The sequence below is a fragment of the Nostocoides vanveenii genome, assembly GCF_039531165.1.
GTDB lineage: Bacteria > Actinomycetota > Actinomycetes > Actinomycetales > Dermatophilaceae > Nostocoides_A > Nostocoides_A vanveenii.
Genome location: NZ_BAAAPN010000009.1, coordinates 26981 through 45620, shown reverse-complemented (window position 1 = coordinate 45620; position 18640 = coordinate 26981). Strand labels below are relative to the sequence as shown.

At 68.9% G+C, this 18640-nt stretch carries 15 protein-coding genes; 2 read left to right on the top strand and 13 right to left on the bottom strand.

The window, feature by feature from the left end; genetic code table 11:
* Positions 1-81: 81 nt before the first annotated feature.
* Both ABD209_RS01630 and ABD209_RS01625 read right to left on the bottom strand, forming a co-directional pair.
* The gene (locus ABD209_RS01630) at positions 82-1065 is read right to left on the bottom strand and encodes a tRNA (adenine-N1)-methyltransferase (protein WP_344061149.1); all 984 of its coding nucleotides are present in this window, start codon (positions 1063-1065) and stop codon (positions 82-84) included.
* Positions 1066-1174: 109 nt separating this feature from the next.
* Entirely contained in the window at positions 1175-2299 is a 1125-nt protein-coding gene (locus ABD209_RS01625; protein WP_344061146.1) for a site-2 protease family protein, read from the bottom strand.
* Between the two features lie 69 nt (positions 2300-2368).
* On the opposite strand from ABD209_RS01625, the gene metH reads away from it, so the two are divergent.
* Positions 2369-6085 (top strand): methionine synthase, encoded by a 3717-nt coding sequence (metH, locus tag ABD209_RS01620; RefSeq protein WP_425564525.1) that lies wholly within the window; start codon positions 2369-2371, stop codon positions 6083-6085.
* A gap of 110 nt (positions 6086-6195) precedes the next feature.
* On the opposite strand, the gene ABD209_RS01615 is transcribed toward metH, so the two are convergent.
* Entirely contained in the window at positions 6196-6864 is a 669-nt protein-coding gene (locus tag ABD209_RS01615; protein ID WP_344061144.1) for an HAD family hydrolase, read from the bottom strand.
* A 112-nt stretch (positions 6865-6976) separates the two neighbouring features.
* On the opposite strand from ABD209_RS01615, the gene ABD209_RS01610 reads away from it, so the two are divergent.
* Entirely contained in the window at positions 6977-7825 is an 849-nt protein-coding gene (locus tag ABD209_RS01610) for a PAC2 family protein (RefSeq protein ID WP_344061141.1), read from the top strand.
* A gap of 50 nt (positions 7826-7875) precedes the next feature.
* Here ABD209_RS01610 and mshC read toward each other — a convergent pair whose 3' ends face one another.
* From mshC to ABD209_RS01560, 10 genes are all read right to left on the bottom strand, one after another.
* A complete protein-coding gene (gene mshC, locus ABD209_RS01605) occupies positions 7876-9123 on the bottom strand; it encodes a cysteine--1-D-myo-inosityl 2-amino-2-deoxy-alpha-D-glucopyranoside ligase (RefSeq protein ID WP_344061138.1) in 1248 nt (415 codons plus the stop codon).
* A 31-nt stretch (positions 9124-9154) separates the two neighbouring features.
* Positions 9155-9928 carry an SCO1664 family protein gene (locus ABD209_RS01600; RefSeq protein WP_344061135.1) on the bottom strand — a complete coding sequence of 258 codons (774 nt, stop codon included), beginning with the start codon at positions 9926-9928 and terminating at the stop codon, positions 9155-9157.
* Between the two features lie 14 nt (positions 9929-9942).
* Complete coding sequence (locus ABD209_RS01595) at positions 9943-10479, bottom strand: DUF3090 domain-containing protein (RefSeq protein ID WP_324386515.1); 537 nt, start codon at positions 10477-10479, stop codon at positions 9943-9945.
* Entirely contained in the window at positions 10476-11261 is a 786-nt protein-coding gene (locus ABD209_RS01590) for an MSMEG_4193 family putative phosphomutase (protein WP_344061132.1), read from the bottom strand. Before ABD209_RS01590 ends, ABD209_RS01595 begins: the two co-directional genes overlap by 4 nt.
* A gap of 24 nt (positions 11262-11285) precedes the next feature.
* Positions 11286-12140: an undecaprenyl-diphosphate phosphatase gene (locus ABD209_RS01585; RefSeq protein ID WP_324386517.1), complete on the bottom strand. Its 855-nt coding sequence runs from the start codon at positions 12138-12140 to the stop codon at positions 11286-11288.
* Between the two features lie 149 nt (positions 12141-12289).
* A complete protein-coding gene (locus ABD209_RS01580) occupies positions 12290-12703 on the bottom strand; it encodes a hypothetical protein (protein WP_344061129.1) in 414 nt (137 codons plus the stop codon).
* Positions 12704-12824: 121 nt separating this feature from the next.
* Positions 12825-14141 (bottom strand): M20/M25/M40 family metallo-hydrolase, encoded by a 1317-nt coding sequence (locus ABD209_RS01575; RefSeq protein ID WP_324386519.1) that lies wholly within the window; start codon positions 14139-14141, stop codon positions 12825-12827.
* A 4-nt stretch (positions 14142-14145) separates the two neighbouring features.
* Positions 14146-14622 carry a hypothetical protein gene (locus ABD209_RS01570; protein WP_344061126.1) on the bottom strand — a complete coding sequence of 159 codons (477 nt, stop codon included), beginning with the start codon at positions 14620-14622 and terminating at the stop codon, positions 14146-14148.
* A gap of 103 nt (positions 14623-14725) precedes the next feature.
* Positions 14726-15817 carry an ATP-dependent DNA ligase gene (locus ABD209_RS01565; RefSeq protein WP_324386521.1) on the bottom strand — a complete coding sequence of 364 codons (1092 nt, stop codon included), beginning with the start codon at positions 15815-15817 and terminating at the stop codon, positions 14726-14728.
* A gap of 9 nt (positions 15818-15826) precedes the next feature.
* Positions 15827-18511 carry a DEAD/DEAH box helicase gene (locus ABD209_RS01560; RefSeq protein ID WP_344061123.1) on the bottom strand — a complete coding sequence of 895 codons (2685 nt, stop codon included), beginning with the start codon at positions 18509-18511 and terminating at the stop codon, positions 15827-15829.
* Positions 18512-18640: the final 129 nt, after the last annotated feature.

Sequence of the window (18640 nt, the reverse complement as noted above, 5' to 3'; positions counted from 1 at the left end):
CCTCGGCCACGTCGACCTCCTTGAAAGCCAAGCCGTCGCCCCCGGAATGGGAGGCGCGGTCAGCTCGACCCTAACTCGCGATCAGGGCAGACGCCGGGAGGTTTCGCCCATCGAACGTGCGACTTTGCGCACGCGCTTGTCGCTGGGGACACGCTCGCCGATGTCCTCGGCGTCCCACTCGGCCTCGCCGTCGAGGTCGGTGACATAGCCCTTGCCGGGGCGCCGCTTGCGCAGGGGCGGGGTGACGCCGGGGGCGAGCCGGCGGCTGGTGATCAGGAAGCCGGTATGGCCGTGCATCCGGTGTTGGGGCCGGACGGCCAGGCCCTCGAGGTGCCAGTCGCGGACGATGGATTCCCAGGCGTGCGGTTCGGTGAACCCGCCGTGGTCGCGCATCGCCTCGGCGACCCGGGAGAGTTGGGTGGCGGTCGCGACGTAGCAGATGAGCACCCCGCCAGGCAGCAGCGCCTCCCCGACGACGCCGAGGCACTCCCAGGGCGCGAGCATGTCGAGGATGACACGATCGACGCTCGCCGGCCCAACGACTGACGGCAGCGACTCGACGAGATCGCCGACGGTGACCGTCCACGCCGGGTGGTCGGCGCCGAAGAAGGCGCGGGCGTTGGCCTGGGCGATGGTCGCGAAATCGGCCCGGCGCTCGAAGGACAGCACCCGCCCGGACTCCCCCACCGCGCGGAGCAGGGACATCGACAACGCGCCCGAGCCGACCCCGGCCTCGACGACAACCGCGCCGGGGAAGATGTCACCCATCGTGACGATCTGACCGGCGTCCTTGGGATAGACGACGGCCGCGCCACGGGGCATCGACATCACATAGTCGGCGAGCAGTGGGCGGATCGCCAGGTACTGCGTCCCCGCGGTGTTGGTGGTGGTCGATCCGTCGGGGGCGCCGATCAGGTCGTTGTGGCGCAGGAACCCGCGGTGGGTGTGGAACTCCTTGCCGGCCTCGAGGGTGATGGTGTGCATCCGGCCTTTGGGGTCGGTCAGTTGCACGCGGTCGCCCACCTGGAAAGGCCCGCGCCGCAGGCCCGCATCGATCGCCGTCACGGGCGGCAACTGTAGTGCCCCTCCCGCGCCGGGCCCGACTCAGCACAGGGTGGGTGACGTCGAGCAGGGTCTACCGTGCTGGAGGTGCCCTAACCTCTGCTAGCAGACGTTAGGGACGGGGGGCGCGAGCGGACGCGGCGGCATTGACGGCGGCCACGCTGACCACGCCGAGCACGCGGCCGTCCCAGCGGATTGCGACGAGCCCGGCCGGTTGCCGGCTGAGTGGGGCGAGGACCGGCGTGATCGGGCCGTTCGGGTCGACGTCGACGACCCAGTCCGGCGGCATCGGTCGGGTCACGCTCAGCACGGGCGTCTGCCCGATCGCGGCCCCGGGGACCGCGGCCAGCGCGTCCGCGTCGACCAGGCCGATCGGCATACCGGAGGTGTCGACGACGACGGGAGGCAGGCCAGAGGGCAGATCGGCCAAGCTCGCGCCGGCCGGCACGGGGACGACGGGCTGCAGAAGATCGACCACCCGCACGCCCGCGATAATGCCGGCGACTTTGCCCGAGCGGATCGCGTTCTGAGCCCCCTGCCACAGAAACATGCAGATCAGCAGCGACCACCCGATCGATCCGAAGGACGGCTTCTCACCCGCCAGCAACGGCCGCCCGACGAACCAAAAGAGCACGCCGAGCGTCACGACCAGCCCGGCATAACCCGCGACGACCCGCCCTCGGTGCCGGTTTCCGGTGACCTTCCAGACCAGCGCCTCGACCAGCTGCCCGCCGTCCAGCGGTAGCCCCGGCAAGAGATTGAAAAGCGCGAGCAGGAAGTTGAGCAGGGCAAAGATGCTTGCCAGCCCGTGCGGGATCCCCGGTTCTACCAGGGCCGCGACGCCCTGGCCCAGGGCCGCGAGCACGAGATTCGAGAGCGGTCCGACAACGGCCACCACGGCGCTCGGCCCGGGCGTCGCGCGCGAAACGTCCAGTGCCGTATGCCCGCCCCACAAGTCCGCGACCACCCGGTGCACCGGATACCCGAACGACCGCGCCCCCAGTGCATGCGCGCCCTCGTGCACGAACACGGCGACCAGCAACATCAGGGCGTATGCCGCGGCGATCAGATAGGCGCGAAAGCCCAGGTCCGGGTTGGCCTCCTGCAACTGCGGACCCAGCAGCACCAGGATGATCACCGCCAGGATCCCCCAGCTCCGGCCGATGTAGACCGGCACCGAGCCGATGGTGGCCACCTTCAATCCCGGTGATCGCTCGCTCTCGGGTTGACTGCTCACGCCCAGAACCTACCCGCCGGGGCGGCGATAAGTTCGTTGGTCGGTTGGCGGGTGGGGGATACTTCGGGCGTGTCCCTCCGCCCTGATGCCACCGCCGATCTGGCTGCCCTCCTGCGCGAGCGCCTACTCATCCTCGACGGCGCGATGGGCACGATGATCCAGCGACACCGGCCCAGCGAGGCCGACTATCGGGGTGAGCGCTTCGCCGACTGGCCGAGCGATCTGATCGGCAACAACGACCTGCTCTCGCTCACTCAGCCACAGATGATCGCCGATATCCACCGCGCCTATCTCGCCGCAGGCGCAAACCTCATCAGCACCAATACCTTTAACGCGCAACAGATTTCACTCGCCGATTACGGTATGCAGCAACTCGCCCGCGAGTTCAACGTCGCCTCCGCGCAGCTCGCGCGGGCAGCCGTGGACGAGGCGCTCACAGCCGATCCGAGCATCCCGAGGTATGTCGTCGGATCCCTGGGCCCGACCAACAAGACGGCCTCCATCTCCCCCGATGTCAGCGACCCGGGCGCGCGCAATGTCAGCTATGACGAGCTCGTCGCGGCCTATCGGGAGCAGGCGCAGGGCCTGATCGACGGCGGTGCCGACATCCTGGCCGTCGAGACGATCTTCGACACCCTCAACGCCAAGGCCGCGATCTTCGCGCTCGAGTCGCTCTTTGAGGACGAGGGCCGGCGCTGGCCGGTCATCGTCTCCGGGACGATCACCGACGCCTCCGGCCGCACCCTCTCCGGGCAGGTCGCCGAGGCCTTCTGGCACTCGATCCGGCACGCCCGGCCGATCGCGGTCGGCTTCAACTGCGCCCTCGGGGCCGCGCAGATGCGACCGCACATCGCGGAGTTGGCGCGCGTCGCCGACACCTTCATCTCGTGCTATCCCAATGCGGGGCTGCCCAATGCGTTCGGCGAATACGACGAGACGGCTGCCGAAACCTCTTCTGCCGTGGCAGAGTTCGCCAGCAGCGGCCTGGTCAACCTGGTCGGCGGCTGCTGCGGGACGACGCCCGAGCACATCGCCGCGATCGCCGCGGCGGTCTCGGGGATTCAGCCACGCGGCATACCGGACATCGCGCCGGCGATGCGTCTGTCAGGGCTGGAGCCGCTGACGATCACCGAGGACAGCCTCTTCGTCAACGTCGGTGAGCGGACGAATATCACCGGGTCGGCGCGATTCCGCAAGCTGATCCAGGCCGGCGACTATGCCGCCGCGCTCTCGGTGGCGCGCCAGCAGGTCGAGGCGGGCGCCCAGATCATCGACGTCAATATGGACGAGGGCATGATCGACGGGGTCGCGGCGATGGACCGTTTCCTGAAGCTGATCGCCTCCGAGCCGGACATCTCGGTCGTGCCGGTGATGATCGACTCATCCAAGTGGGAGGTCATCGAAGCCGGCCTAAAGTGCGTGCAGGGCAAGCCGATCGTCAACTCGATCTCGATGAAGGAGGGCGAGGCCGCCTTCATCGAGCAGGCGCGGCTGTGCCGCAAGTATGGCGCGGCCATCGTCGTGATGGCTTTCGACGAGGACGGGCAAGCCGACAACTTCCAGCGGCGCACAGAGATCACCCGCCGGGCCTACGACCTGCTCACCAAGGAGGTCGGCTTCCCGGCCGAGGACATCGTCATCGATCCCAACATTTTCGCCGTGGCCACCGGGATCGAGGAACATGCGACCTACGGCATCGACTACATCGAGGCGACCCGGTGGATCAAGGAGAATCTGCCGCACGCCCTGATCTCGGGCGGCGTCTCCAATGTCTCCTTCTCCTTCCGTGGCAACAACCCCGTGCGCGAGGCCATTCACGCGGTCTTCCTCTACCACGCGATCGCGGCGGGCATGGACATGGGCATCGTCAACGCCGGCGCGCTCGTCGTCTACGACCAGATCGATAACGAGCTGCGCGAGCGGATCGAGGACGTCGTCCTCAACCGGCGCGCGGATGCGACCGACCGACTGCTGGAGATCGCCGAGCGCTTCAATGTCGCTGCCGCGCAGGAGGACTCCTCTGCTCCTGAGTGGCGCACCCTGCCGATGCGCGGCCGCATCACGCACGCGCTCGTCAAGGGCATCGACGACTTCATCGAGGACGACACCGAGGAGATGCGGGCCGCCCTGTCCGCCGAAGGCGGCCGCCCGCTGGAGGTTATCGAGGGTCCGCTGATGGACGGGATGGGCGTCGTCGGCGATCTTTTCGGCGCCGGAAAGATGTTCCTCCCGCAGGTGGTCAAGTCGGCCCGCGTGATGAAGAAGGCGGTCGCCTATCTCATTCCCTTCATCGAGGCCGAGAAGCAGCCGGGCGAGGCCAGCCGCGCTAAGGGCACCTTGGTCACCGCGACCGTCAAGGGCGATGTCCATGACATCGGCAAGAACATCGTCGGCGTTGTGCTCCAGTGCAACAATTACGACGTCATCGACCTCGGCGTGATGGTCCCCGCGCAGAAGATCCTGGACACCGCCCGCGAGATCGGGGCGGATGCCATCGGCCTGTCCGGCCTGATCACGCCCTCGCTCGACGAGATGGTCAATGTCGCGGCGGAGATGGAGCGGCAGGGCTTCGACATCCCGCTGCTCATCGGCGGGGCCACCACGTCCAAGGCACACACGGCCGTCAAGATCGACCAGCGCTATCACGGTCCAGTCGTCTGGGTGAAGGACGCCTCAAGGTCGGTTCCCGTTGTCTCGCAGCTGCTTTCGGACGAGAATCGGCCGGCCCTGCTGGAGACGCTCGCGGGCGAGTATGACGCCATCCGCGTCCGCCACGCGGCCAAGTCCAATGACCGCCCCCTCCTGACGTATGCCGATGCCCGGGCCGCCGCGCCCGCGATCGAGTTCACGTCGCAGACCGTGACCCAGCCGAAGCAGCCGGGCATTCACCGCTTCATCGACTACGACCTCGCGGACCTGCGCGAATACATCGACTGGACGCCCTTCTTTGCGGCCTGGGAGCTGCGTGGGCGGTTCCCGGACATCCTCAACAACCCGGTCACGGCGGAGGCGGCGCGTAAGCTCTACGACGACGCGCAGCAGATGCTCGACCGGATCGTGGCGGAAAAGTGGTTGCGCGCCAAGGGCATTGCCGGCATCTTCCCGGCGGCGCGCGTCGGTGACGACACGGTCGTCTACACCGACGAGTCCCGCAGCGAGGTTCGGCTGGTGCTCCATCACCTGCGTCAGCAGGGACAGCATCGCCAGGGAATTCCTAACCGGTCGCTCGCCGACTTCATCGCGCCCGAGGAGTTTGGCGAGCCGGACCACGTCGGAGCCTTTGCGGTAACCGCTGGCCTCGGGACGACCGAGCGGGTTCTTGCGTTCAGGGCCGAGCACGACGACTACAACGCCATCCTGCTGGAGTCCCTTGCCGACCGCCTGGCCGAGGCGTTCGCCGAGCGGCTGCACCAGCGGGTGCGCACCGAACTCTGGGGCTATGCCACAGACGAGACGCTCGACAACGACGCCCTGATCGCCGAGAGCTACCGCGGCATCCGCCCGGCCCCCGGCTATCCGGCCTGCCCGGATCACACCGAGAAGCAAGCGATCTGGGACTTGCTCGACGTCCAGGCGGAGACCGGCATCGAGTTGACCGAGTCGATGGCGATGTGGCCCGGCGCGGCCGTCAGCGGGCTCTATTTCGCCCACCCGAGCGCGCAGTATTTCGTCGTCGGCCGGCTCGCGCGCGACCAAGTCGAGGCCTATGCCGAACGCAAGGGCTGGGACCTGCGGACCGCCGAGCGCTGGCTCGGCGCCAACCTCGGCTACCACCCCGAGGACTAACCAGTTCCACGCTTCGTCGAGTGGTCGGTCCCGGCCACTCGACGGGGCGGAACCGGCCACTCGACGGGGCTGAACCGGCCACTCGACGGGGCTGAACCGGCCACTCGACGTTAGGGGAAGAGGGGGGTGAGGTCGCGCGCGCCCAGGCCGGCCAAGGACGGCAGGCGGACGGCGCCGGGGATGTTGGGGACCTTGACGACATTGGGCACCGCGATGGTCGGCACGCCGGCGGCGACGGCCGAGCGCACGCCGGTCGCGGAGTCTTCGATCGCGACGCACCGCTCGGGCGGGACGTCCAAGGCGGCGGTGGCCGCAAGATACGGCTCGGGGTGCGGCTTTCCGTGGGTGACCCGATCACCGGTCACGACGACGGCGAAGGACCCTTCGGGCAGGGAGTCGGTCACGGCGCGCGCCAGCGACGCCCACGACATCGTCACCAGGGCGCAGGGGACGCCATGCGCGCGCAGATCGTCGAGCAACTCCCGGGCACCCGGCCGCCACGGGACGCATTCGGTCACCCGGGCGACCACCCGCTCGAGCAGAGCCTCGACGAGTTCATCCGGCGACATCGACACCGGGGAGTTGGCCAGGATGAACTCCGCCGACACCAGCAGCGGGTTGCCGACGATCTGGTGGGCGAGTTCGTCGCTCCATTGCCCGCCGTATTCGGCGACGATCGCGTACTCAGCGGCGATCCAGTAGGGCTCGGTGTCGACGAGGGTCCCGTCCATGTCCCAGAGCACGGCCGCGGGCAGCGGAGGTGTCGATCGGTCGGTCACGTGTGGAGTCCCTGTCGATGTGGTGGCGAATGCCCATGCTATTTCGGGTCGGCGCGATAGCCTGCCTATGCCCAGAAGTGGAGATGACCTCAAGGTCGGCAAGGAGAAGCGAGTGATCGAGCTCGACGACCTCCCGGAGTTGCGGGACACGGTGATGATCCTTGCCTTCGAGGGCTGGAACGACGCCGGTGAGGCCGCTACGGACGCGATCGAGCACCTCTCGGGGCTCTGGGACGCGCACCCCGTTGCGGCCCTCGACCCCGAGGACTACTACGACTTCCAGGTCAACCGTCCGCGGGCCGTCATCGACAATGGGCGCCGCCGCATCCAGTGGCGCACCACCCGCATCCTGCACGCGCGCCGCCCCGGCCTCGATCGCAGCGTGATCCTCGTCAGCGGGATCGAGCCCAGCTTCAAGTGGCGGGGCTTCACCGTGGAGTTGATGGAGTTCGCGCAGAGCGCCGGCGTGACAACCTTCATCACCCTTGGGGCGCTGATGGCCGATGTCGCCCACTCGCGCCCGATCCCGGTCACGGCAACGTCGGAGGACGACGCCACGATCCACCGTTTCGACCTCGAACCGAGCACGTATGAGGGCCCCACCGGCATCGTCGGTGTGCTCGCCGATGCGGCCACCCAGTCCGGGATCACGTCCATCTCCTGCTGGGCCGCGGTGCCGCACTACGCCGGTCACCCGCCGTCGCCCAAGGCGACCCTCGCCCTGCTGGACACCTTGAGCAAGCTGATCGATCGGCCGATCGACGCCGAGGACCTGACGGAGCAGGCCCAGGCCTGGGAGAAGGGCGTCAACGCTCTCGCCGAGTCGGATGACGAGGTCGCCGAATACGTCGAAGCTCTGGAGAAGGCCCAGGACACCGCCGAGTTGCCCGAGGCCAGCGGCGACGTCATTGCCCGCGAGTTCGAGCGCTACCTTCGCGGCCAGGGCGGCACCGAAGGCTGAGCGAACGCGGTCAGGCAGCCGGCGGGCGGGGCGGCCGGGCGCACGGATCGCTAGAGTCGCACGCCCAGTAGCGCGTCGAGCGCCCGGGCCAGGATGCCCGGCTGGTCGGCGGCCAGGTCGCCCGCGCCGGCCAGTGACGCAGCGACCCACGCATCGACGGCGGCTACGGCCGCCGGGGCATCCAGGTTGTCGGCCAGGGCGGCGCGGATCGCGGCCACGGTGGCCTCGGCGGGCGGCCCCTCATTGACCGATACCCCTGCACGCCACGACGACAGGCGCGTCCGCGCCGTTTCCAGGTCGTTGTCGGTGAACTCCCAGGGCGCGTCGTAGCGGTGGCCGAGCAGCAGCAACCGGATGGCCATCGGGTCGATCCCGGCCCCGCGCAGGGCGGAGACGAGCACCAGGTTGCCCTTGGACTTGCTCATCTTCTCGCCGTCGAGGCCGACCATGGCCTGGTGCACATACGCCTTGGCGAAGCGCTCGCCCAGGACCTCGGCCTGGGTCGCGGACATATCGTGATGGGGGAAGACGAGGTCGACGCCCCCGCCCTGGACGTCGATGGGCAGCCCGAGGCGGTCGCCGGCGATGGCCGTGCACTCGATGTGCCAGCCCGGCCGTCCGGCGGGCAACCCCGGCACCCGCCAAGCCGGCTCACCCGGCCGCTCGGCGCGCCACAGCAGGGGGTCGAGCGGATCGCGCTTCCCGGGCCGGTCGGGGTCGCCGCCCCGGTCGACGATCACGTCCATCATGGCCGTGCGCGTGAAGTTGCTGACGATCGGAAAATCGTCGGCGCGCGTCAGGTCCAGGTAGATGTCCGGGCCGTCCGCGCCCGGCACCCCCAACTCGTATGCCGCTCCCGCCGCGATCAGTTCGCGCACGTCCGCAGCGATGACGTCGATGGACTCGACGACGCCGACCAACTCCGCCGGCGGCAGCACGCCCAGCGCGGTCATGTCTTCGCGGAAGAGGGCGATCTCGGAGGCAGCGAGATCGGTCCAGTCCACGCCGTCGCGCGCTGCGCGCTCGAGCAGCGGGTCGTCGACGTCGGTCACATTCTGGATGTAGCGCACCCGCAATCCGCTGTCGCGCAGCGCGCGTCCGAGCAGATCGAAGGTCACATAGGTGGCGGCGTGACCGAGGTGGGTGGCGTCATACGGGGTGATCCCGCAGACATACAGGCTGGCGCTGCCGTCGCTGCCGGTCACCTCCACGAGCTCGCCGGACGCGGTGTCGCGCACGCGCACGGAACCGCCGTGACCGGGGATGGCTGGGATCGTGACCTCGGGCCAGGCTCTCACGTCGGCAAGGGTAACTGCCGCCGCCGACAGATCAGAGCGGCGGCCAGGGGATGGCGGGCCACTCCCCCGCGGGCGCCGGATGGTGCCGCTCCGCCAGCAAGGCCGCGACCCGCGCCCGGAGCGCACGCACCTCGCGGACCGTCAGGTGCTCGGCCAGTTCCGAGGACTCCTCGTCCACGCGCTCCAGCCGGGTGGCAAGGGTCTCCAGGCGGTGGATCTCGCTGTCGGGCAATGCTTCTCCGGCCCAACCCCATAAGACAGTCCGCAACTTGGGCTCGCGGTGGAAGGTCACGCCGTGATCGACGGCATACAGGCGCCCTTCATGCCGGAAGGCGTGCGCGCCTTTGCGGTCGGTGTTGTTCAGGACGACGTCGAGCACGGCCAGGGCACGCACGTCCGGTGCGTCCTCATGGGCGACGAGCAGCGGCCCGCCGTCGTCGTCGACGGCTCGCAGGACGGGGATCAGTCCGGTGGCCAGGCTGCCAGGGCGGATCACGTGGACGACGGATTCGGGGGCGTCCTCGCCCAGGCCGCCGAGCCACTCCTGGACCATGCCGCGTCCCAGTGGGCCGTCGCGCAGGATGGTGCGGGGCACCATGTGCCAGCCGCCTAGTTCGCTGATGACATAGGCCGCCCGCTCCCGCCCCGCGAGCGAGCCGTCGGGGAAATCCCACAGCGGGCGCTCGCCGGAGATCGGCTTGTAGATCGCCAGCGGACCGGTGCCGGCAGCATCGAGCCGGGTCAGCAGCGTGGTGTTGGAGGCGCCCGCGACCCGGCCGAGGATGTGCAACTCGGCGCGCTGCAACTGCTCCGCGTCGATCAGCGCCGGTAGCCGTTCGCGCGGGGGCAGATGTGCCCGGTCGGATCCAGGGGCAGCCCGCAGAAGGGACAGGGCGGGCGGCCGGCGGCCACTAGCGCCTTGCAGCGTCGCGCGAACTCGGCCGCCATCGGCGCGCTGAGCGTCACCTGAACCGACTGGATCGCGGCCGGCAGGCCGGCCTCGCGGGCCTGCTGCTGCGCCTCCTCGTCGGCGTCGGGGTCGCGGTCGTGGCATTCGAGAATGACGACCCGACGGTCCGCCTCGAAGCGCAGGGCGAGGGTGTTGATGCGGAAATCGTCTTCGAAGGGGGTGTCCAGGGGCTCGTTGTCGACCGCAAGCGGCACGGCCGGCAGCGACCCAGAGGCCTCCAGGGCATCGCTGATCCGGTCGGCGATCGCGATGACGTGCACCTTTTCCACCGACATCGTCGAGATCCGGGCGCCGTCGCGGGCCTGCAGGAAGAAGGTCCGGTTGCCGGGCGGGCCGACCGTGCCTGCAACGAAGCGCTCCGGCGGGTCGTAGGACGTCAGGCTCATCGGACGTCCTCGCGCCCGACCTGACCGGTGGAACTCATGTCTTCGACCCTACCCGCCGGGTCGGGCGCGCCTCCGCCGCCGCCGCCGATGATCCCGTCGCCGGTGTCGTCGGCCGGAGCCTCCTCGGCGATGGGCGCCGGGATCAGGCCCTCTAGGCCTGTGCCCGTGCCGTTGATCCCGAGGACGAGCGGCCGGCCGGTGGTATAGAGGATGACGCTCACCGATGCCGGGTCAACGTGGATGCGCTGGAACTGATCCAGGTGGGTCCCCAGGGCGTCGGCGAGGATCGCCTTGATGACGTCGCCGTGGCTGACCGCCGCCCAGATGGCCTGCGCGCCATGCTCGCCGCGAACCTCGGCATCGTGCCCTCGCACTGCGGCGATCGCCCGGGCCGACATCTGCGCCAGGGATTCGTTGGCGTGCTCCGGGCTGGGCGGGAAGGTCGCGGCGGACGGTGCCCGCTGCACGGTCTGCCAGAGGTCCTCGGCCGCCAGGTCCTTCAGCGGCCGGCCGGTCCACGCGCCATACCGGCACTCCTCCAGGCCCACCTCCGTCAGCACGGGCAGCCCGTGCGCCTCGGCCACCAGCGTGGCGGTCTCGACCGTGCGCTGCAGCGGGCTGGCGACCACACGGCATACGGGCAGGGCGCTGAGGCGCTCCGCGAGCCGGGCGGCCTGGGTGCGGCCGACCTCGTCGAGGCCGATGCCGGGCAGGTGGCCGGCGAGCGTCCCGGAAGCGTTGGCGGTCGTCCGGCCGTGGCGGATCAGCAGGAGTGTCGGCACTGGGGCAGTCTAGGTCGCGCGACCTCAGGTCGCCGCGAGCCAGCCCGCGCCCAGCGCCAGGGCCAGGCCGGCACCGGCCAGGACGCGGTAGCCGATGAAGGAGCGCAGCGAGTTGGTCGCGACGAAGCGCAGGAGCCAGGCGATCGAGGCATACGCGACGACGAAGGCGACCACGGTGCCTAGGAGCATCTGGCCGGCGCCGAGTGCACCGAGGTTGTCCTTCTCGGACACCATCGAGAACAGGCCGGCCGCGGTCAGTGCCGGGATGGCCATGAAGAAGCTCAGTTCGGTCGCGGTGACGCGGTCGATGCCGCGCAGGAGCCCGGCCGAGATCGTGGCCCCGGACCGGGACACTCCGGGGATCAGCGAGAAGCACTGGACCAGGCCGATGATGACCCCGTCCTTGGCGTCGACCTGCCCCTCACCGCGCTGGCTGCCGGCCGCTGCGAGGTCGTCGTGGCGCTTCTCGGCGACGAACATCACCGCACTCCAGGCGACCAGGGCCGCGGCGACGACCCAAAGATTACGCAAGGGACCTTCGATGACGTGACGCGCCAGGAAGCCGACGATCCCGACCGGGATCGAGCCGAGGATGACCGCCCAGGCCAGGGGGTAGTCATGATTTGTGCGCGCCTGGGCATCGGTCAGCCCGCGCACCCACGCCAGAAACAGCCGAATGATCTTGCGCCCGAAGAAGAGAAGGGTCGCCAGGATTGCTCCGAGCTGAATGATCGCCGTGTAGGCCGTGACCGCCGGTTCGTCGACCTTGAGGCCGAGCATTTTCTCGGCGACCGTCAGATGGCCGGTGGAAGAGACGGGGAGGAACTCGGTGAGTCCCTCGACGACGCCGAGCACGACGGCATCGAAATAGCTGAGCATGAGCAGAGGCCTCGGGGGTCAGAGGGCGGGCATGGGAGCGAGCACGGCAACGAGCAACGCGGTGCAGAATTCAACCAGCCAAAACTGGGAAGCACCTGAGGGCGCGCCGGACGGACTGTGGGGGGCGCGGTTGAGTGCGGGAGCGGACGTCAGCTCGGGTGGCCGGCCGCGTCGTCGCCGAGCTCGACGACGTCGAACTCCTCGTCGTCCAGGCCGAGATAGCGCTGATCCGAATCGGACTCGTCATCGCTGCCCGTCGCGCTCTCGTCGTCGTCCTCATCGTCGAGGTCATCGTCGTCGTCGAGGTCGTCCTCGTCGTCCGGCTCCTCATCCAACTCCTCATCCTCGTCGGAGTCGTCGTCCTCGCCTGCGTAGAGCTCGAGCGGAGTCATCTCGCCGAAGGCTTCCAGCAGGGACTCGTCATATTCCTCGAAGGCGTCGGCCAGGTCGTCATAAGCGGCCACCACGGCCGGGTCGTCCTCGCCGCGGCGTTGTGCGCAGGCTTCCAGGTGTCGTTCGAAGGCGGCGGTCAAGGCAACAAGGGCAGCGCGCGGGTCGGCCATGGCAGACACGGTAGCGCGTGCCTGTTCGCACACAAGGAGCCCGGGTCACCGACAACTCACCCGGGCGGAGACCCGCCGCTTCGCCGATGGCGCTGTCCGTCGGCCGCTTGCGCGGGGTTCGTCAGCAGGTGGCGATCAGGCGCGCGAGGACCCGAGTGCCAAACTCCAGCGCAGCCACGGGCACGCGCTCGTCGATTCCGTGGAACATCGGGGCGAAGTCGAGGTCGGCGGGCAGTTGCAGGGGCGCGAAGCCGTAGCCGGTGATGCCGAGCCGCGAGAGGGCCTTGTTGTCCGTGCCCCCGGAGAGGCAGTAGGGCAGTACCTCTGCGCCTGGATCTTCGGCCTGGATGGCCTCGATCATCGCCTCGACCAGCCCGCCGGAGAAGGGTGAGTCCAGGGCGATGTCCTCGTGCAGGATGTCGATGTCGACGTGATCGCCGGCCAGGTCGCGCAAGGTCTTCATGACGGTTTCGTCATGACCGGGCAGGAAGCGTGCGTCAATGCTGGCGTGCGCGTCCTGCGGGATGACGTTCTGCTTGTACCCGGCCTCCAGCATCGTCAGGTTGGCCGTGTCGCGCAGCGTGCCCCGCACGAATCCGGCCGCCCCGCCGAGGTGCGCGAGCAGCGGGTCGAGGTCGCCGCCGGCATACGAGGTCCCGGTCAGGTCGGCGAGGCCGTCCAGGAGCGACTCGACCGACGGGATGAACTCGCGCGGCCACTCGTGGGCGTCGATCCGGGCGATCGCCTGGGCGAGACGGACGATCGGGTTCTCGTCATTGGGGACAGAGCCGTGCCCGGCCCGGCCGTGCGCGGTCATCCGAAGCCAGAGGATGCCCTTTTCCGCGGTCTGGAGCAGATAGGCGCGGCGCGGATTGCCGTCGGCGCCGGGGACGGTGACGCTGTAGCCTCCGACCTCGCTGATCGCCTCGGACACGCCGGCGAAGATCTCCGGATGGTTCGCGACGACATACTGCGAGCCGTGCACGCCGCCCGCCTCCTCGTCGGCGAAGAAGCCGATCACCAGGTCGCGCGGCGGGACGGTGCCGGTGCGGGCGAGTTCGCGGACGGTCGCGAGGATCATCGCGTCCATCCCCTTCATGTCGACCGCGCCACGACCCCAGATGCACCCATCGCGCTCGACCCCGGCGAAGGGATCGACCTGCCAGTCCGCCGCATTCGCCGGAACGACGTCGAGATGACCGTGGATGGCCAGGCCGGGCCGGGTGCGATCCGCCCCCGGGATGCGCAGGAAGACACTCGCGCGCCCCGGGTCGGATTCGATGACGGTCGGCGTCAGGCCCACCTCTTCGAGCAACCCGACGACGTATGCCGCGGCCGCCGCCTCCCCGGGGCCGCGTCCGTCGCCGAAGTTGCTCGAATCGATGCGGATCAGCTCTTGGCAGATCCGCGCGACCTCGTCCTGCGCCGTCACCGCCATCGCGTCAGCTGCAGACCTTGCCCAGCGCCTCGCTGTAGGCGGTGAGCTTGTCGGTGTAGGCGGTGGTCGCGTTCATCGCCTCGGTGCCGGATTTGCCGACAATGTCCTTGGCGGCCGTCTCCGCTGCGGTGTAGAGATCCTTCAGACCGTTCGGGAGCTTGTCGATGGTGCCGGCGGGGAAGGCCTTGTCGAAGGCTGCCTGATCGAACTTGCCGGTCAGTCCCTCCAACCCGACACCGGCCATCGCCAGCCCGACGTTCGCGGCGTCCATACACCCCTCGAGATTGCCGGGCAGGCCAGCGCCGCTGGCGGTGTCGGTGGCGGGAGCCGAACTAGCAGCGCTGGTCGTGGCGGCTGCGGTTGTGGCCGGCGGCGTGGTGGCCGCTGCGCTCGTGGTGGACGAGCCACCGCCACCGCCGCAGGCGGTCAGGGCCGTGGCGGCGGCAAAGACGAGAGCGGTCAGCTGGGTGCGGGCATACATCGAACGATCTCCCCATAGTTCGTTGTTGTGATCGGCGCAGCGCGCCGCCCACCCACTGTAAAGGAGGGGGCGTGCGGTGGGCCCGTCGGCCCCGCACGACGGCTCAGTCGGTGCGCAGGATGTCTGCCAGGTCGTAGGACGCGACCTCGTCGAGCTGGTCGTAGCCGCAGCTCTCTGGTTCGCGATCGGGGCGCCAGCGCTTGAATTGTGCCGTATGCCGGAAACGCCGGCCCTCCATGTGGTCGTAGCCGACTTCGAGGACGCGTTCGGGCCGCAGCGGCACGAACGAGAGATCCTTGCCGGCGCTCCATCGGCTCTGGGTGCCGGGGACTCGGTCGGGGTTGGCGATCGCCCACTCGGCCCAGCCGCCCCAGGGGTGCTCCTCGAAAGGGCACTCCAGGGGACGCAACTCCTCGACCAGCGCGGCTCGGCGGGCCTGCGTGAAGGATGCCGAGACGCCGATGTGTTGCAGCCCGCTCTCGGTGTCATAGAGCCCGAGCAGCAAGGATCCAAGGAGGGGATGGTCGGGCGTGGAGTTCTTGTGGAGGCGATAGCCGGCGAGGACGACGTCCGCGGTGCGCTCGTGCTTGATCTTGAACATCGTGCGTCCGTTGGGGACGTATGCCGCGCCCATCGGCTTGGCCATCACCCCGTCCAGTCCCGCGCCCTCGAATTGTTCGAACCATGCGTGTGCTCGGGCGGGGTCGGTCGTGGTCCGTGTGATGTGCACACTCGGGCTGTCCTTGGTCAGCACGCCCGTCAGGGCAGCGCGGCGCTCGGTGAAAGGGCGGTCCATGAGGTTCTCCGAGGCGAGCGCCAGGAGGTCGAAGGCGACATATTGCGCGGGCGTCTGGGTGCTGAGCAAGGTGACGCGGGACGTGGCTGGGTGGATGCGTTCCTGGAGGACTTCGAACTCCAAGCGGTCACCGATTGCGACGAAGATCTCGCCGTCGAGGACGACCTTGTCGGGCAGGCACCCGCGCATCGCGGCGACGACCTCGGGGAAATACCGCGTCAGTGGCTTGGTGTTGCGCGAGGTCAATTCGATCTCGTCACCGTCTTTGAACACCAGGCACCGGAAGCCGTCCCACTTCGGCTCGAAGGAGAGTCCGCCGTCGTGCTTGCCGGGGTCAGGGATGCCCTTGACCGACTTGGCGAGCATCGGCAGGACGGGCGGGAGCACGGGCAGATCCATCCCGTCACCCTAGGGCGCGGGAGCGAAGTCGAGGGTGCGCAGGTCGAGTTCGCCGGCCTCGTCGGTGGCCGCGATGTCGAGACGCAGGGTCACTCGCCAGTCCCGGTCGCCCTCGGGGTCATCGAGCACCTGAGTCACGATCCACTCCCCCGGGCGCTCGTCGATGGCGAACAGACCCGGGCCGCGCGCTTCGGGCCCGGTGCCGATGTCGGCGTATTCGGCGAAATAGTCGCCGGCGGCGCTCTCCCACTCGGCCTGGGTCAGGCCCGAATCCAACTGGGCCAGAGCGGCATACGCCTCGCGGGCGAGCAGGTCGATGCGCCGGAAGGCCGCCTGGCGGACCATGACGCGCAGGGCGCGCGGGTTGGCGCTGAGGACGCGGGTGTCACCCGAGCGGACCTCGGTCGCGTCCTCGTCGCTGGGGTTGGCCAGCTCCTCCCACTCATCGAGCAGGCTCGAATCGGTCTGTCGCACAAGCTCACCGAGCCATTCGAGGAGATCGTCGAATTCCTCCGAGCGCACACTGACCGGAACCGTGGAGCGCAGCGCGCGATACGCGTCGGACAGATAGCGCAACACCACGCCTTCGGCACGCGCAAGCTTGTAGCGGCCGACGAACTGACCAAAAGTCATACCGGTCTCGAACATCTCGCGCACAACGGATTTCGGCGACAGATCGCCGTCGTGGATCCACGGATGGCTGCGGCGATAGCTGGCGAAGGTCGCGCCGAGAAAGTCGGCGAGCGGCTTGGGCCAGGTGACATCCTCCAGCAGCGCCACGCGCTCCTCGTAGTCGAGGCCGTCCGCCTTGAGCTGGTCCACAGCCACCCCACGCGCCTCGAACTGCTGCGCCATCAAGACCGCCCGCGGATCCTCCAGCGTCGCCTCGATGACGCTGACCAGATCTAGCGTGTAGCCCGGATCCTGCGGATCGAGCACGTCGATGGCCGCAACGGCGAAGGCGGAAAGCGGCTGGTTGAGCGCGAAGCCGTGCTGCAGATCGTCGACCAGCCGGTATGCCGTGGCCAACGTCCCCGCGACGTCGAGCGGCATGTCGTCCTCGCCCGCCGCATCGGAATCCCTTGTGTCTGCCTCGACCCCGGCCTCGTCCGGCTCGGCGCCCCCGTCCGTGGCCGCGTAAGGAATCCCGCCCACGAGGCCGGCCTCCGTGGCCTGCGTCGCTCCCTCGGGAGAGGTGAGCAGGGCCGCCGGGACCGCGTAGCCGGGCTCGTCCACGTCGACCTCGACGATGTCGGCACGCACGAGCGCGTCGATCACCTGGGCGGCATGTCGGATCAGTCCTGGGTAGCGCGAGGCGTCTTCGTGGTTGTCGGACAACAGGATTCGCAGGGTTTCGCCCTGACCATCCGGTTCGGCGAAGGCGTTGAGGAGCATTGCGTGGGTGACGTGGAAACGTGAGCGGAGCGCTTCCGGCGGGGCGGCGACCAGCCGGTCATACGTCGCTTGGGTGTAGGAGAGGACGCCCTGGGGCGGGCCCTTGCGAGCGACCTTGCGGCGCTTCTTGGGATCGTCACCGGCCTTAAGGAGCGCCCGGTGATTCTCGATGACGTGCTCGGGCGCCTGGACGACGACGAAACCTTCGACGTCATACCCGGCGCGCCCCGCGCGACCCGCGATCTGGTGGAACTCGCGCGCCCGCAGGACCCGCTGGCGCCGGCCGTCGTACTTGGTCAGCGAGGTGATCAGCACGGTCCGGATAGGAACATTGATGCCGACCCCGAGGGTTTCGGTGCCGCACACGACTTTGAGCAGGCCGGCTTGAGCGAGCATCTCGACGAGCCGGCGGTATTTCGGCAGCATCCCGGCGTGGTGGATGCCGATGCCATGCAGGACAAGGCGTTTCAGCGTCTGGCCGAAGCCCTTGCCGAAGCGGAAGCCACCGACGAGGGCCTTGATGGCGTCCTTGTTCGCGGTCGAGGAGACGTTGACACTCATCAGGGCCAGGGCCCGCTCGACGGCTGCCTGCTGGGTGAAATGGACGACGTAGATCGGCGCCTGCCGCTCACGTAGCAGATCCTCGATGGTCTCGTGGATCGGCGTCATGGCCCACGCGAAGTGCAGCGGCACCGGCCGGTCCGCGTGCGTGATGGCCACTGTCTCGCGTCCGGTGCGGCGGGTCAGGTCAGTCTCGAAGAAGCTGGTGTCACCGAGGGTCGCCGACATCAACAAGAACTGCGTGTGTGGCAGTAAGAGGAGCGGGACCTGCCAGGCCCACCCGCGGTCGGGCTCGGCATAGAAGTGGAATTCGTCCATGACGACCACCCCGACATCGGCCGTATGCCGTTGGCGCAGCGCCTGATTCGCGAGCACCTCAGCGGTGGCGCAGATGATCGGGGCGTCCGTGTTGACCGCAGCGTCTCCGGTCAGCATGCCAACGTTCTCGGCCCCGAAGATCGCGACCAGGGCGAAAAACTTCTCCGACACCAGCGCCTTGATCGGGGCGGTGTACCAACTGCGCTCCCCAGCGCCGAGCGCCTTGGCGTGCGCGGCCACCGCCACGAGGGACTTCCCGGAGCCGGTGGGCGTCGCCAGGATGACATTCGCACCGCCGAGCAGCGCCAGGACCGCCTCCTCCTGTGCCGGATAGAGTGTGATCCCTTGCCGCGCAGTCCATTCGGTGAAGTCCGTGAGCACCTCGTCCGGCGTGCGCGCGGCGCGCGGTGCGGCATACATGCGTGGGCTCCTTGCGGGTCAGTGGTGCGGACGCCCAGCCATTCCACCATCCCTGGGGCCGAGTCGAGGCCCGGGAACCGGACGCGCTGCAAAAGCGTCATTAATGTGATATCACTTAGATAGCTTCTC

Bases quoted from the DNA above. Each gene is read 5' to 3' on its own strand.
- ABD209_RS01575 (WP_324386519.1), bottom strand. From the start codon at position 14,141: ATGGCGGTGACGGCGCAGGACGAGGTCGCGCGGATCTGCCAAGAGCTG.
- ABD209_RS01560 (WP_344061123.1), bottom strand. From the start codon at position 18,511: ATGTATGCCGCACCGCGCGCCGCGCGCACGCCGGACGAGGTGCTCACG.
- ABD209_RS01595 (WP_324386515.1), bottom strand. From the start codon at position 10,479: ATGAGCCTGACGTCCTACGACCCGCCGGAGCGCTTCGTTGCAGGCACG.
- ABD209_RS01585 (WP_324386517.1), bottom strand. From the start codon at position 12,140: ATGCTCAGCTATTTCGATGCCGTCGTGCTCGGCGTCGTCGAGGGACTC.
- ABD209_RS01580 (WP_344061129.1), bottom strand. From the start codon at position 12,703: ATGGCCGACCCGCGCGCTGCCCTTGTTGCCTTGACCGCCGCCTTCGAA.
- ABD209_RS01570 (WP_344061126.1), bottom strand. From the start codon at position 14,622: ATGTATGCCCGCACCCAGCTGACCGCTCTCGTCTTTGCCGCCGCCACG.
- ABD209_RS01565 (WP_324386521.1), bottom strand. From the start codon at position 15,817: ATGGATCTGCCCGTGCTCCCGCCCGTCCTGCCGATGCTCGCCAAGTCG.